Annotated in this window: 11 protein-coding genes; 6 read left to right on the forward strand and 5 right to left on the reverse strand. The window is 70.3% G+C overall.

What is annotated here, in order from left to right:
• Positions 1 to 67 precede the first annotated feature (67 nt).
• On the reverse strand, positions 68 to 2782 hold the full coding sequence (gene acnA, locus OHA19_RS09745; protein ID WP_405717375.1) for an aconitate hydratase AcnA: 2715 nt from the start codon (positions 2780 to 2782) through the stop codon (positions 68 to 70).
• A 254-nt stretch (positions 2783 to 3036) separates the two neighbouring features.
• Here acnA and OHA19_RS09750 point away from each other — a divergent pair, with 254 nt between their 5' ends.
• Both OHA19_RS09750 and OHA19_RS09755 read left to right on the forward strand, forming a co-directional pair.
• Positions 3037 to 3681 (forward strand): hypothetical protein, encoded by a 645-nt coding sequence (locus OHA19_RS09750; protein ID WP_405749915.1) that lies wholly within the window; start codon positions 3037 to 3039, stop codon positions 3679 to 3681.
• A gap of 188 nt (positions 3682 to 3869) precedes the next feature.
• Positions 3870 to 4892, forward strand: a complete 1023-nt coding sequence (locus OHA19_RS09755) for a S1 family peptidase (RefSeq protein WP_405749916.1) — start codon at positions 3870 to 3872, stop codon at positions 4890 to 4892.
• A 185-nt stretch (positions 4893 to 5077) separates the two neighbouring features.
• Here the strand turns inward: OHA19_RS09755 and OHA19_RS09760 are convergent, their stop codons facing one another.
• Both OHA19_RS09760 and OHA19_RS09765 read right to left on the reverse strand, forming a co-directional pair.
• Complete coding sequence (locus OHA19_RS09760) at positions 5078 to 6004, reverse strand: hypothetical protein (protein WP_405749917.1); 927 nt, start codon at positions 6002 to 6004, stop codon at positions 5078 to 5080.
• A gap of 84 nt (positions 6005 to 6088) precedes the next feature.
• Positions 6089 to 7477: a hypothetical protein gene (locus tag OHA19_RS09765; protein ID WP_405749918.1), complete on the reverse strand. Its 1389-nt coding sequence runs from the start codon at positions 7475 to 7477 to the stop codon at positions 6089 to 6091.
• Positions 7478 to 7513: 36 nt separating this feature from the next.
• On the opposite strand from OHA19_RS09765, the gene OHA19_RS09770 reads away from it, so the two are divergent.
• The 3 genes from OHA19_RS09770 (at position 7514) to OHA19_RS09780 (ending at position 10463) form a co-directional block, all read left to right on the forward strand.
• Entirely contained in the window at positions 7514 to 8008 is a 495-nt protein-coding gene (locus OHA19_RS09770) for a hypothetical protein (protein WP_405717361.1), read from the forward strand.
• A gap of 26 nt (positions 8009 to 8034) precedes the next feature.
• Positions 8035 to 8667, forward strand: a complete 633-nt coding sequence (locus OHA19_RS09775; protein WP_405717358.1) for an RraA family protein — start codon at positions 8035 to 8037, stop codon at positions 8665 to 8667.
• A gap of 266 nt (positions 8668 to 8933) precedes the next feature.
• Entirely contained in the window at positions 8934 to 10463 is a 1530-nt protein-coding gene (locus OHA19_RS09780; protein ID WP_405717355.1) for a helix-turn-helix domain-containing protein, read from the forward strand.
• 76 nt (positions 10464 to 10539) lie between these two features.
• Here the strand turns inward: OHA19_RS09780 and OHA19_RS09785 are convergent, their stop codons facing one another.
• Positions 10540 to 11352: a sulfite exporter TauE/SafE family protein gene (locus tag OHA19_RS09785; RefSeq protein ID WP_405749919.1), complete on the reverse strand. Its 813-nt coding sequence runs from the start codon at positions 11350 to 11352 to the stop codon at positions 10540 to 10542.
• 101 nt (positions 11353 to 11453) lie between these two features.
• On the opposite strand from OHA19_RS09785, the gene OHA19_RS09790 reads away from it, so the two are divergent.
• Positions 11454 to 12224 (forward strand): AraC family transcriptional regulator, encoded by a 771-nt coding sequence (locus tag OHA19_RS09790; protein WP_405749921.1) that lies wholly within the window; start codon positions 11454 to 11456, stop codon positions 12222 to 12224.
• A gap of 43 nt (positions 12225 to 12267) precedes the next feature.
• Here the strand turns inward: OHA19_RS09790 and OHA19_RS09795 are convergent, their stop codons facing one another.
• Entirely contained in the window at positions 12268 to 13107 is an 840-nt protein-coding gene (locus tag OHA19_RS09795; RefSeq protein WP_405717234.1) for a hypothetical protein, read from the reverse strand.
• Positions 13108 to 13143 lie beyond the last annotated feature (36 nt).

The following is a 13143-nucleotide window of genomic DNA, read 5'->3' on the forward strand; positions in this document are numbered from 1 at the left end:
GACACGCGAAGGGCCGCACCCCGGGACTCCGGGGTGCGGCCCTTCGGCTCTGCTGCCTGCCTCGCGACTACTTGCGGATCAGGCTGCGGAGCACGTACTGCATGATGCCGCCGTTGCGGTAGTAGTCCGCCTCACCGGGGGTGTCGATGCGGACGACCGCGTCGAACTCCACACCGGTATCGGTGGTCACCTTGACCGTGCGCGGCGTGGTGCCGTTGTTGAGCTCCTCGACGCCGGTGAAGGAGAAGGTCTCCTCGCCGGTCAGGCCGAGGGACTCGGCGGTCGCGCCCTCCGGGAACTGGAGCGGGAGGACGCCCATGCCGATGAGATTCGAGCGGTGGATGCGCTCGTAGGACTCGGCGATGACGGCCTTGACGCCGAGGAGCGCGGTGCCCTTGGCGGCCCAGTCGCGGGACGAGCCGGAGCCGTACTCCTTGCCCGCCAGGATGACCAGCGGGGTGCCGGCGGCCTGGTAGTTCTGCGAGGCGTCGTAGATGAACGACACCGGCGCGTCGGCCTGGGTGAAGTCGCGGGTGAAGCCACCCTCGGTGCCCGGCGCGATCTGGTTGCGCAGGCGGATGTTGGCGAACGTGCCGCGGATCATGACCTCGTGGTTGCCTCGGCGCGAGCCGTAGGAGTTGAAGTCACGACGCTCGACGCCGTGCTCCGTGAGGTACTTGCCCGCCGGGGTGTCGGCCTTGATCGCACCGGCCGGGGAGATGTGGTCGGTGGTGACCGAGTCGCCCAGCTTGGCGAGCACGCGCGCGCCGGTGATGTCGGCGACCGGGGTCGTCTCCATCGTCATGCCCTCGAAGTACGGGGGCTTGCGCACGTAGGTGGACTGCGGGTCCCACTCGAAGGTGTTGCCGGTCGGGATCGACAGCGCCTGCCACTGGGCGTCGCCCGCGAAGACGTCCTGGTAGGACTTGTTGAACATGTCCTCGCCGATGGAGTTGGCGACGACGTCGTTCACCTCGGCCTCGGAGGGCCAGATGTCCGCGAGGTAGACCGGCTTGCCGTCCTGGTCGATGCCCAGGGCGTCCTTGGTGATGTCCACCTTCATCGAACCGGCGATGGCGTACGCGACGACCAGCGGCGGGGACGCCAGGTAGTTCATCTTGACGTCGGGGTTGATCCGGCCCTCGAAGTTACGGTTGCCGGAGAGCACCGAGGTCACGGCCAGGTCGTGCTCGTTGACCGCCTTGGAGACCTCCTCCGGCAGCGGGCCGGAGTTGCCGATGCAGGTGGTGCAGCCGTAGCCGACGAGGTTGAAGCCGACCTTGTCGAGGTACGGGGTCAGGCCCGCCTTGTCGAAGTAGTCGGTGACGACCTTCGAGCCCGGGGCGAGGGTGGTCTTGACCCACGGCTTGCGGGTCAGGCCCTTCTCGACCGCCTTCTTCGCCACGAGCGCCGCGGCGACCATGACGTAGGGGTTCGAGGTGTTGGTGCAGGAGGTGATCGCGGCGACGGTGACGGCGCCGTGGTCGATCTCGTACGTCGTGCCGTCGGGGGCCGTGACCGTGGTCGGGTTCGACGGGACGCCGTTGTGGGCGGCCGGGGAGTCGGAGGCCGGGAAGGACTCCTTGCCCGACTCCTCGTCGTCCGAGACGTAGTTGCGCACGTCCTGGGCGAACTGCTCCTTGGCGTTCGCGAGGATGATGCGGTCCTGCGGGCGCTTCGGGCCGGCGATCGACGGGACGACCGTCGACAGGTCCAGCTCCAGCTTCTCGGAGAAGTCCGGCTCGGCGGCCGGGTCGAGCCAGAGGCCCTGCTCCTTGGCGTACGCCTCGACGAGCGCGACCTGCTGCTCGTCGCGGCCGGTCAGGCGCAGGTACTTCAGCGTCTCGTCGTCGATCGGGAAGATCGCGGCGGTGGAGCCGAACTCCGGCGACATGTTGCCGATGGTGGCGCGGTTGGCGAGCGAGGTAGCGGCGACGCCCTCACCGTAGAACTCGACGAACTTGCCGACGACACCGTGCTTGCGGAGCATCTCGGTGATGGTCAGCACCAGGTCGGTGGCGGTGGTGCCGGCCGGGAGCTCGCCGGTCAGCTTGAAGCCGACGACGCGCGGGATGAGCATGGAGACCGGCTGGCCGAGCATCGCGGCCTCGGCCTCGATGCCGCCGACGCCCCAGCCCAGCACGCCGAGGCCGTTGACCATGGTGGTGTGCGAGTCGGTGCCGACGAGGGTGTCGGGGTACGCCTGGCCACCCCGGACCATGACCGTACGGGCCAGGTGCTCGATGTTGACCTGGTGGACGATGCCGGTGCCCGGGGGGACGACCTTGAACTCGTCGAAGGCGGTCTGGCCCCAGCGCAGGAACTGGTAGCGCTCCTTGTTGCGGCCGTACTCCAGCTCGACGTTCTGCGCGAACGCGTCGTTGGTGCCGAACTTGTCGGCGATGACGGAGTGGTCGATGACCAGCTCGGCCGGGGCGAGGGGGTTGATCTTGGCCGGGTCGCCGCCCAGCTCCTTGACGGCCTCACGCATGGTGGCGAGGTCCACGACACACGGCACACCGGTGAAGTCCTGCATGATCACGCGGGCCGGCGTGAACTGGATCTCCTGGCTGGGCTGCGCCTGGGAGTCCCAGCCGCCGAGCGCCCGGATGTGGTCGGCGGTGATGTTCGCGCCGTCCTCGGTGCGGAGCAGGTTCTCCAGCAGCACCTTCAGGCTGTAGGGGAGGCGCGCGGAGCCCTCGACCTTGTCCAGCTTGAAGATCTCGTACGACTCGTCGCCCACGCGCAGCGTGCTGCGGGCGTCGAAGCTGTTCGCCGACACGACAGTCTCCTTCATCAATGTGCGCGTACTCCGCGCCGCGCCTCATTACGGCGGGCGCCGCGTGGTGCCGCCTACGGCCCCTCGACCATCCGCTAAGGTAAGGCTTAGTTAGGTAACCCTTACCGGCCGGCGGACTGCGGTGCGCCTTCGGCATATATCTCGATGTCGAGATAACTCTAGTACATCACCGCCGCACGGTCATGCGGGGGCAGGGCAAGGCGTGGTCGTCCGATCTGTACTGGAAGGATCGGGGCATGGGTCTGAACATGATCGTCGGTGTGCCCGGCAACGCCCGTGACGACTGCGCCGGAATGGTCCGTGCCGACTTTGTCGCGATCGGCGAGCTGCTGGAGCGTGCGGGAGCGGGGCGGTGGACCGAGCCCGATCCGGTCGGGGTGCAGGTCACGGAGTTCGAGATGGGGGGCTACTCGGGCCTGCACGCCGTTCGTCGTCTCGCCGTTCACCTGGCGGCGAGCGGGTGCTTGCCCGAGCCGCTGGGCGAGGACCGGCGTGCGAGCGACGATCCCCTCCTGAGGAAGGTCTACGAGGCACTCCCAAGTGATCCTCCTGAACCTTTCGACCATCTGATCCATCATTCGGACTGCGAGGGCTACTACGTCCCCGTGGACTTCGCCCACGTCATCGTGAGCCAGAAGACGCCGGGCCGCCACCTCGGCTCCTCGGTGCGGCTGCTGGCGGAAGTCCGTCGGCTCGCATTGGCCCTCGGCCTTCCCGAAGACCTCGATCCGGATTCCGAAGAGGTCGTCGACGCCGCCGATTCCGAGGAGCCGGCCGCCGAGGGATGGCAGCGCTACGGTGTCGAGTCCTATGGCTGCCTGCAACTCCTCCGAGCCGCGAAACTCTCCATCGCGACCGGAGCGGCCATCGTTTTCGCTTGAGAAAGGTGTCGGGGTCCTGGCCCAGCGGTCCGGGCCGGGCGGACGCGGCGGCCGGGCGGCTCACGCCTTCCTCAGTATTCGAGGGGGGCTGACCACAGCATCGGGAGGCCGGTTGCCCGGATGGTCCGGCAGGTCTCGGATGACGAGGCTGAACGCATACGGATCCACCGAGCAAGAGGGAACCATCTGTGTTCAGCTTCAAGCCGCCGCGCCGCCGTACCGCCCGCACCGCTGCAGTCGGCGCTCTCGCGGCCGCGGCCTGCGTCACTGTTATGGCCGGCAGCGCCTCAGCCATCGTCAACGGGTCGGACTCCACCGAGACCTACCCGTTCATGGCGACCATCCCGGAGTCGGCCCCGGACCAGGGTCTGATCGACGGGAACTGCGGGGCGTCGCTGATCGATCAGCAGTGGGTGCTGACGGCGGCTCACTGCCTGAAGGTCGAGGGCATCAAGCTGGACGGCATCGTGCGCGTCGGCAGCGACCATCGCAAGTCCGGCGGCACCGTCCGGAAGATCGACCGGACCTTCGTCCACCCCGGCTATGTGAACGGCGACAACAAGGCCGCCAACAAGAACGACATCGCGCTGATACGCCTGGACCGCCCGGTCGCCCAGCAACCCATCAAGATCGCCGATCAGCCCGGGAAGCCCGGCACGCCGACCCGGCTCCTGGGCTTCGGCACCACCGTCGACACCGAGTTCAAGTTCCCGGACCGGCTGCAGGAGCTGAACACCCGCAGGGGCGCCGAATCCGAGTGCGCCCCCGGCTACGCGGACCGGACCCGGCTGTGCACGATCACCACCGTGCCCAAGGCCATGGCGTGCTTCGGGGACTCCGGCGGACCGCAGGTCCAAAAGGGCCGGGGCGGACGCTGGGAACTGATCGGCGTCACCTCGGGGCCCGGGGCCCCGAACGTGCCGTGCTCGCAGGGACCGGGCCTCTACACCAGCGCGCCCGCCTACGCGGGCTGGATCGACAAGACCATGAAGACCAACAGCGTCCGGCCGGCCGCGGCCAAGGGCTCCGACCTCGCCGAGACCGGCACGAACAACAGCGCTCCGTCGACTGCGGCCAAGGGCTCCGACCTCGCCGAGACCGGCACGAACGACAGCACCGCGGCGATCGCCGGTGTGGCCGCCGCGCTGATCGTCGCGGGTGGTGGCACCGCCGTCGCAGTGCGCCGCCGCAGGGCCCGCCGCGCCGCCTGAGCGGAACCGGCGCAACGCAGGGGCGGCACAAGGTCGGTGCCGGTGCGACACGCGGGTGGCGCTCCCTCGGCGGGGGGTGCCACCGCCGTCGCACTCGAACTCACTCGCACCGTGACACAGCCCGCGCGATTCCCGGCGGAGGCCGAGCGCGCGGGACCGCTGCCGGGATCCGGAGCGAACTGGGCTCAGAGCCGGTGGTCGATCTTCTTCTCCCGCATCAGCTCCCCCAGCTCCGGGTCCGACAGCGGGTGCAGAGTGTCCAGGAGACGGCGCAGCCCGGTTTCGTCAAGGGTCTGGCTGGCGACCGCGACCTCCGCCTTCCCGTGGCGGCGGACAAGGGTGAACTCGCGGGTGCCGTCGGGAAATTCGCGGACCATGGCCATCTCCCGGTTCGCGTCCACCGTGCAGGTGACGTCCTTCTCCGCGAGTTCGGGGCACCGGGGTTCCGGCGTGTACGACGAGCGCACGACGAGGCTCACGTACCCCGACTCGTATCCCTCCCGGACGGGGCGGTAGTCGACGACGAAGGTGGCCGGACCGAGCTCCGCTCGGGACACCTGCATGCCCGGCGGGGCGGCGCCCAGGTACAGCAGCTCCGGCTTCTCCCGGTACCGCGCGACCTCCGCGTCGTGCTGACGCCGCTGCGACTGCGCCGGACCGACGAAGCCCCCGTAGACCACCCCGGCCGCCAGCACCACCAGCGCCCCCGACCGCACCCAGCGGCCCGGCACGAAGAACGCCGCGGCCACGGCGTACGGCACCCCCGTCAGCGCGATCCGGGTACCCGCGCTCCCCAGGTCGACGTTCCCACCGTAGGCGGCCAGACCCGACAGGACGCCGAGCGTGCCGAGGACGAAGACCAGTACCGCCCAGCCCAACCGCCGCGGCACCGAACCGCACAGCGGCACCACGTCCTTCACCGGCAGCCCCGCCATGGCCAGCAGGGCCACCATCAGCGGCGCGCCCAAGGCCAGGACCGGCACCGTCGCACCGGCACCACCGCCCCAGGCCACCGCCACCAGCCCGAAACCGAGCGTCGGCACCGCGGTCGCCATGATCGCCCAGACCAGAAAGAGATGCAGGGCCGTGAGCGCCCCTCTGCCACTCGTCATGCCGCGGAGCCTGTCAACCGGCGCCCTGCCGCACATGAGTACCCGTACTCAGCGGGCAACCCCGCCGCGCGGCCGGGCAGCGGATCAGTCCTTCCGGCGCGGCAGCTGGTCGTCCAGGTGGTCAGGGCTGAATCCGAGCCGTTCGCCGAGGGTCCGGTAGCGGTCGCGCCGGGCGTCGGGGACGGGGACGTCGTGCGTGAAGAGGATCTGGAGGAGGAGACGGAAGCCCAGGTCCGGGTCCACGGTGATGACCACGTCCTCCAGTACGCGCGCCACGTCCCGCACCTCGGCCGCTTCGGTGCGCGCCGCCTCGCGGACCTCGCGCAGCACTGCCCCGGTCAGATCGGTCCGGGCGGGCGACAGGTACGGCACGTAGACGGGGTCGACCTCCCTCAGCCGATCCAGGCACGCCCGAGCCACCCGCTCCAGCCAGGCCCGCACGTCGGCATCGAACCCCTCGTCGTTGTCGTACGCCGCATCGACGTACAACCGCTTCGAGGCGGTCCGCCACATTGCGGTGACCGCCTCGTCGGACAGTGCGGAGTCCAGCAGCCGCCGTACGTCCTCCAGCAGCACCGCCGCGTACGAGCCCGGAGCGGATACCGCGTCGCTGCCGACCAGACTCCGGAGGTTCTCCGCCACGGTGCCCTGGTACTTCCAGTCCGTGCCGTGGAACATGCTCGCGAGCACCGGCAGCCCGAAACGCCCGAGGTCGAAGTTGCGCCGGCCGGGGTCGATGGCGGGCCACCGCACGTTCAGCTCGTCGTGGACGGCGATCAGGGGATGGGCCAGCAGTTCACCGATCCCCAGCAGCCGGTCGTACGACTCCTTGCCGATCGGTACGGAGTACGCCTTCGCGGCCCGCAGGAACAGCCGGAACCCGAGGTCGGCATCCACCTCGCGCACGACCCGTAGCAGCGCCGGGACGATGTCCGGTACCGCCACTGCGCGACGGAGCGCGGCCGCGGCCGATTCGATCTCCGCCGCCACGACCTCGCGCAGCTCCTCCTCCGACACCGTCGGCCGCGCCCCGTCCAGGATCTCCGCCTCGGCCTGTCCCCGCTCCCGCGTGCGCGGTGGGCAGACCTCCGCGACCCGGCGCAACCAGTGGCGAATGCCGGTGCCTTCGTCGGCCGGGTCGAAGCTCCGGCGCACGGCGGCCAGCCACACGGCGTGGAGCACCTCGTCCGGCAACGGGGAGTCCAACAGGAGCCGGACGTCCCTGCCGAGCTGGTCGTCCTCGTCCTCCGCCTGCGCCCCGGCGAGAGCGAGCACCACCGGCTCTTCGGTGCGGAGCGTCACCCGCGAGCACAGCGCGGCGGCGAAGCCACTGAGCCCGAAGTCGTGCACGTAGTCGTAGTAGTACAGCTCGCGCATCCGCACCATCACCAACTCGCCCCTCCCCGCGAAGGCGATACCGCCCCGGTCACCGAAACAACCTGTGCGCACTGCGGGTTGACCGAGATCCACCACGCTCGGCGCCCGTCCGTGTCCGTCTATGGTTTCGCCATGGCAGTCCCCGAGATCATCCCCATCGCCCACGAGCCGGACTACCGGACCGACACCATCGGACGGTACACGGACGGACAGTTCCTGGCCTCGGTCACCTACGCCTTCCCGGACGGGTACACGGTCGGCGACGACTGGGAGGAGCACAAGCGCCTCTATGCCGTCCTGCACCGGTTCGACCACGAGGGCCGGCACCTCGGCTCGGACATCCGATGCGCGGGAACGTGGGCCGAACAGCGGGAACACCCCCATGGCGACGACTCCGTGACGGCACGGGCGGAGGCGTGGATGGCGGCGCTGCTCGACGGCCTCCCCGAGCGCGAGTACGGCGACATCGCCATCCGGCCCTTCCGGCTGACGGTCGACGGCGTGCTCTTCGGGCTGGTCGTCGAACACCGCGACGACGAAGACAGTGACGGCGAGGACGACTGGGCCGAGCTCTACCCCGACCAGCTCGGCTTCTACGCTCCCTGGGACGGCCAGTACGACACCTGACGTGTGGGCCCGGACGATGGAGGAACATGAACGACACCGGTGAGTTCAAGGAGTTCAAGGACATCTCCCCGACCACCCTCGCCGATCTCCTGGGACGCGGGCAGGTCATGGACATCGGCATCCGCCCGCTGTGGCCCTCGGTCCCGCGGGTCGCCGGTCCGGCGTTCACCGTACGGTGTCCTCCGGGCGACAACCTCATGCTCCACGCGGCCATCCACCGCGCGGAGCCCGGCGCCGTCATCGTCGTCGAATCCGGGGACGTGGACCACGCGTTGGCCGGCGGGAACGTCTGCGCCGTCGCCCGACGCCGGGGCATCGCGGCGTTCGTGGCCGACGGCGTGATCCGCGATCTCGCCGAGGTGCGCGAGATGGGATTTCCCGTCTTCGCCAGGGGCGTCATCCCCATCCCCGGCACGAAGAAGGCGGTCGCGCCGCTCAATGGCCCCGTGCGGTGCGGCGGTGTGGACGTGGACGCCGGTGACATCGTGGTGGCGGACGAGGAAGGCATCGTGGTGGTTCCCCGCGCCCGGCACGAGCAGGTGCTCCTCGACGCCCGGGCGAAGGCGGCGAAGGAGGCCGGCGAATCCCTGGACGCGTGGGAGGCCGCGCATCGCGCCCGTATCGACGGCATCCTGCGCGACAACGGCTTCGAGGACTGACCGCCGGGAGTCGACCGCCGGTCTCCGGAAGCTCCCGGAGACCGGCTCCGGACACCCTGGCCACCCCCGTCCCCCGTACGGACGCGCACCGCACGCGGACTCGGCGGTCCGGGCGCACCATGGAACGCACGGAACGCACGGTACGCACCGAACCCGGGCATTTCATACCGGCCCGGCCTGCAAATGCCGTGCCGACACGCCCGGGTGTCACCCGAACACCACACCCCGGCACAGGTCTCATCTCATATCTGAGATAGCCTTTCGCCATGTCAGACGATTACCTCGTACGCATCGGCAAGCTCATCCGTGACGCCCGCCAGCACCGGGGCTGGACGCAGAGTCAGCTCGCCGAGGCGCTCGCCACCAGCCAGAGCGCCGTGAACCGCATCGAGCGCGGCAATCAAAACATCAGCCTTGAGATGATCGCGCGCATCGGTGAGGCACTCGACAGCGAGATCGTGTCGCTCGGCTACGCCGGGCCCATGCACCTGCGGGTGGTCGGCGGCCGTCGGCTCTCGGGCTCCATCGACGTCAAGACGAGCAAGAACGCGTGCGTGGCACTCCTCTGCGCCTCGCTGCTCAACAAGGGCCGCACGGTGCTGCGCAGGGTGGCCCGGATCGAGGAGGTCTACCGCCTCCTGGAGGTGCTGAACTCCATAGGCGTGCGGACCCGGTGGATCAACGAGGGAACCGATCTGGAGATCATCCCTCCCGCGCGGCTCGACATGGACGCCATCGACGCGGACGCCGCCCGCCGGACCCGCTCCATCATCATGTTCCTCGGCCCGCTTCTGCACCGCATGGACCGGTTCAAGCTCCCGTACGCGGGCGGCTGCGACCTCGGTACGCGGACCATCGAGCCGCACATGATCGCGCTGCGCCGCTTCGGTCTGGAGATCGCCGCGACGGAGGGGATCTACCACGCCCAGGTCGACCACTCGGTCACCCCCGGCCGCCCCATCGTGCTGACCGAGCGCGGCGACACCGTGACCGAGAACGCGCTGCTGGCCGCCGCCCGGCACGACGGCACGACCGTCATCCGCAACGCATCCTCCAACTACATGGTCCAGGACCTCTGCTTCTTCCTGGAGGCGCTCGGCATACGCGTGGACGGCATCGGCACGACCACGCTGACCGTGCACGGAGTTCCGCACATAGACGTGGACGTCGACTACTCCCCCTCCGAGGACCCGGTCGAGGCGATGAGCCTTCTCGCCGCCGCCGTGGTGACGGAGTCCGAACTGACGATCCGCCGGGTGCCGATCGAGTTCCTGGAGATCGAACTCGCGGTGCTGGAGGAGATGGGCGTCGACTGCGACCGCACGACGGAGTACGCCGCCGACAACGGCCGCACCCGCCTGGTCGACCTCACGGTCCGGCCCTCCAAGCTGGAGGCCCCGATCGACAAGATCCACCCCATGCCGTTCCCCGGGCTCAACATCGACAATGTGCCCTTCTTCGCGGCGATCGCCGCCTCGGCCCAGGGCCAGACCCTCATCCACGACTGGGTCTACGACAACCGGGCCATCTACCTCACCGACCTGAACCGCCTCGGCGGCAGGCTCCAACTCCTGGACCCGCACCGGGTACTGGTCGAGGGCCCGACCCGTTGGCGCGCCGCCGAGATGATGTGCCCGCCGGCACTGCGGCCCGCCGTGGTGGTGCTGCTCGCCATGATGGCGGCGGAGGGCACGTCCGTACTGCGCAACGTGTATGTGATCAACCGCGGTTACGAGGAGCTGGCGGAAAGGCTCAACTCCGTGGGCGCGCAGATCGAGATCTTCCGGGACATCTGACACACAATCACCGCCGCAGGCCGCCCGATCCGTACGCACGGACCGGGTGGGCGTGCGGCGGAGTCCGTGGCGGGCGTCAGAGTCCCATGGCCAGCATCACGATCAGTACCACCACGAGCAGCGCGACGTACGCGATGGAGTGGACCCGGTCCGGGACCCGGCCGGTGAGGCGTCTGGCCACCGCGATGGTGGGGAGTGAGCCGATGAGCAGGGCGGCGCCCGCGGTGAGGTCGACGTAGCCGAGCTGTCCCGGGCCGGCGGCAGTGGTGGGGGCGAGGGCGTAGACCAGGGTTCCGGCCACGGCTACGGGGACACTGAGGGGGTTGGCCATGGCGGTCGCCTCGGCCATCGGAAGGCCCCTGCGCCGCAGGAGCGGGACGGTCATGACGCTGCCGCCCACCCCCAGGCCGGCCGCCACGAGGCCGATGCCGACGCCACCGAAGGTGACGGTTCGCCGTTCCAGGGGTTGCGGGCGGGTCCGTTGCGCCACGGAGAGGAAGCCCTTCCTCAGCAGGCTGTCGGCAATCGTGATCAGCAGGTAGGCGGCGAACAGCAGGCGCAGCGCCGTGCCGCCGATCAGGGTCGTCGCGAAGGCCCCGGCGACGGCACCCACTGCGATGAACGCCGCCAGCGGCCAGACGTACTCACGGCGCAGCCGGCCCTGACGCCACTGGGCCAGGGCCGCCGCCGCGGCGTTGACGACCATGACCGCCGCCGAGGTCGCCACGGCGATGTGCATGGCGTCCGCGTCCGCTCCGGGGCGTGCCGTCATGGTCAGGACGCCGTAGACGACTGGGACCGTGATGAAACCGCCGCCGAAGCCGAAGAGCACGGTCGTGATGCCGGTCAGGCAGCCGAGGGACAGGAGGGTGAGGAAGGAGGTCAGCACTGGTCCGACACTAGGGAGCGCCAGGCTTGGCGGGCAATCGATGAATTGCCTACTGTCTACGCGCAGCAGACATGGCTCGTGATCCCGCGTAGCCTCGCGGCATGCGGAACATTCCGGTCGCGGAGGTGGACGGGCTCGATCGTGCGGTGCTGGCCATCGGCACCGACTACCCCCCTGACCACCTGCTCGCCCGGCACGAGCACCGCCGTGCCCAGGTCCTGTACGCGGCCACCGGCGTCATGCGGGTCGAGACGGCGGACGGCAACTGGACGATCCCCACCGCCCGCGCCGTACTGATCCCGCCCAGGACCAGGCACCAGGTCGCTATGAGGGGCGTCAGCACCCGCAGCCTCTACATCGAGCCCGCCGCCGTGCCGTGGTTCCCGTCCCGCTGCCAGGCCGTCGACGTCTCCGCCCTGCTCCGGGAACTGATCCTGGAAGCGGTCGAGATGGAGCCGCACTACCCCGAGCACAGCCGCGACGCGGCGGTCGCGGCCCTCATCCTCCACGAGCTCAGGAACCTCACCCCGCTGCCCCTCGATGTGCCGCTGCCGTCCGATCCGCGGCTGCGCGGCCTGTGCGAGGCGTTCCTGCAGAAGCCGCACGTCCACGACCCGCCCGCGCGCTGGTGCGCGGCGCTCAACATCAGCGAACGCACCCTGGCCCGGCTGTTCCGGCGCGGCACCGGCCTGACCTTCTCGCAGTGGCGGCAGCGCGCCTGCGTCCTGCACTCCCTCCAGCACCTCACCGCGGGTACGCCCGTCACACGCATCGCGGCCCTGCTCGGCTACGACAACCCCGCCGCCTACACGGCCGCGTTCAAGAAGCTCCTGGGCCGTCCGCCGACGGCGTACCGGAGCCGGGATGTTTGATCGACGGGCCTTCGCGGCGGGCCGGTCCGCTCGGCTGTCCCGCTCACACGGACGCGGGGCGCTGGTGGCCGACGTCGCGGGCCAGGTCCAGGCCGAGGACCCGGTCGAGGTGGGCGAAGGTCTCGAACTTGGCGCCCGGCGGCACATCGGAGCGTCCCGCCAGGTCGGCCAGCAGGGCCAGGACGGCGGCGACGTCGAGATCATCGGCGAGCGCCGCGTACGACTGACGCAGCAGGTCGGCGGGGATCGGCCTGGACGGCTCCTGCGCCCAGTCGGCGACCGACCGGCGCCAGTCGCGCAGCGTCCGCCTGGCCTCGGCGAGCGCGGCGCCGGTGACCGTGACCGGCGTTCCGTAGGGGCTGCTGAGCAGCAGCAGGCGCACGGCCAGGGGGTCGGCGGTGTCCGACGGGTCAGGTGCGCCCGGGAGTTCCCGGGTGGGGGTGCCCTGCTCCTGCGGGGCCGTGCCGACCTCGCCCACCTCGATCCGGGCTCCGCCCCCGAGGTCGCCCGGGGCGGCGTCCCGGGCGGCCACGTGGACGTCGGCCGGGCCGCCGAGGGCCGCCTCCGGGCGGTGGGGGCCGATGACGGCAGGCGGGTGGATGCCGAGCACCGCCATGACCCGGTCCAGCGCACGGGCCCGGTCGGGGGTCAGCTCGGGGGTGGTGAGGACCGTGACGACCTGGAGGCCGTTCAGTTCCGCGGTGCGGGCCAGGACGTCGCCGATCAGTGGGACGCGCAGGTGCAGCGGGCCGATGCCAGCGCCGGTGCCGGTGTCCGGTCCTGTGCCGATGTCCGGCAGATGGACGCAGCTGCGCAGCAGTCGGCGCGGTGCGGCGGGGACTTCCACGAGGTGACCGGTGCGGGTGTCGGCGATGCGCAGCATGGTGCGGAGGCTAGTCGCGGGAGCCTCCCGCAGGTG

The organism is Streptomyces sp. NBC_00012 (genome assembly GCF_045040875.1).
In the GTDB taxonomy this organism is placed as follows: Bacteria; Actinomycetota; Actinomycetes; order Streptomycetales; family Streptomycetaceae; genus Streptomyces.

What these genes read in the sequence shown, in the direction of transcription:
- OHA19_RS09750 (WP_405749915.1), top strand. Translation starts at nt 3,037, where the DNA reads ATGGGTCTGAACATGATCGTCGGTGTGCCCGGCAACGCCCGTGACGAC.
- OHA19_RS09760 (WP_405749917.1), bottom strand. Translation starts at nt 6,004, where the DNA reads ATGACGAGTGGCAGAGGGGCGCTCACGGCCCTGCATCTCTTTCTGGTC.
- OHA19_RS09770 (WP_405717361.1), top strand. Translation starts at nt 7,514, where the DNA reads ATGGCAGTCCCCGAGATCATCCCCATCGCCCACGAGCCGGACTACCGG.
- OHA19_RS09775 (WP_405717358.1), top strand. Translation starts at nt 8,035, where the DNA reads ATGAACGACACCGGTGAGTTCAAGGAGTTCAAGGACATCTCCCCGACC.
- OHA19_RS09780 (WP_405717355.1), top strand. Translation starts at nt 8,934, where the DNA reads ATGTCAGACGATTACCTCGTACGCATCGGCAAGCTCATCCGTGACGCC.
- OHA19_RS09790 (WP_405749921.1), top strand. Translation starts at nt 11,454, where the DNA reads ATGCGGAACATTCCGGTCGCGGAGGTGGACGGGCTCGATCGTGCGGTG.
- OHA19_RS09795 (WP_405717234.1), bottom strand. Translation starts at nt 13,107, where the DNA reads ATGCTGCGCATCGCCGACACCCGCACCGGTCACCTCGTGGAAGTCCCC.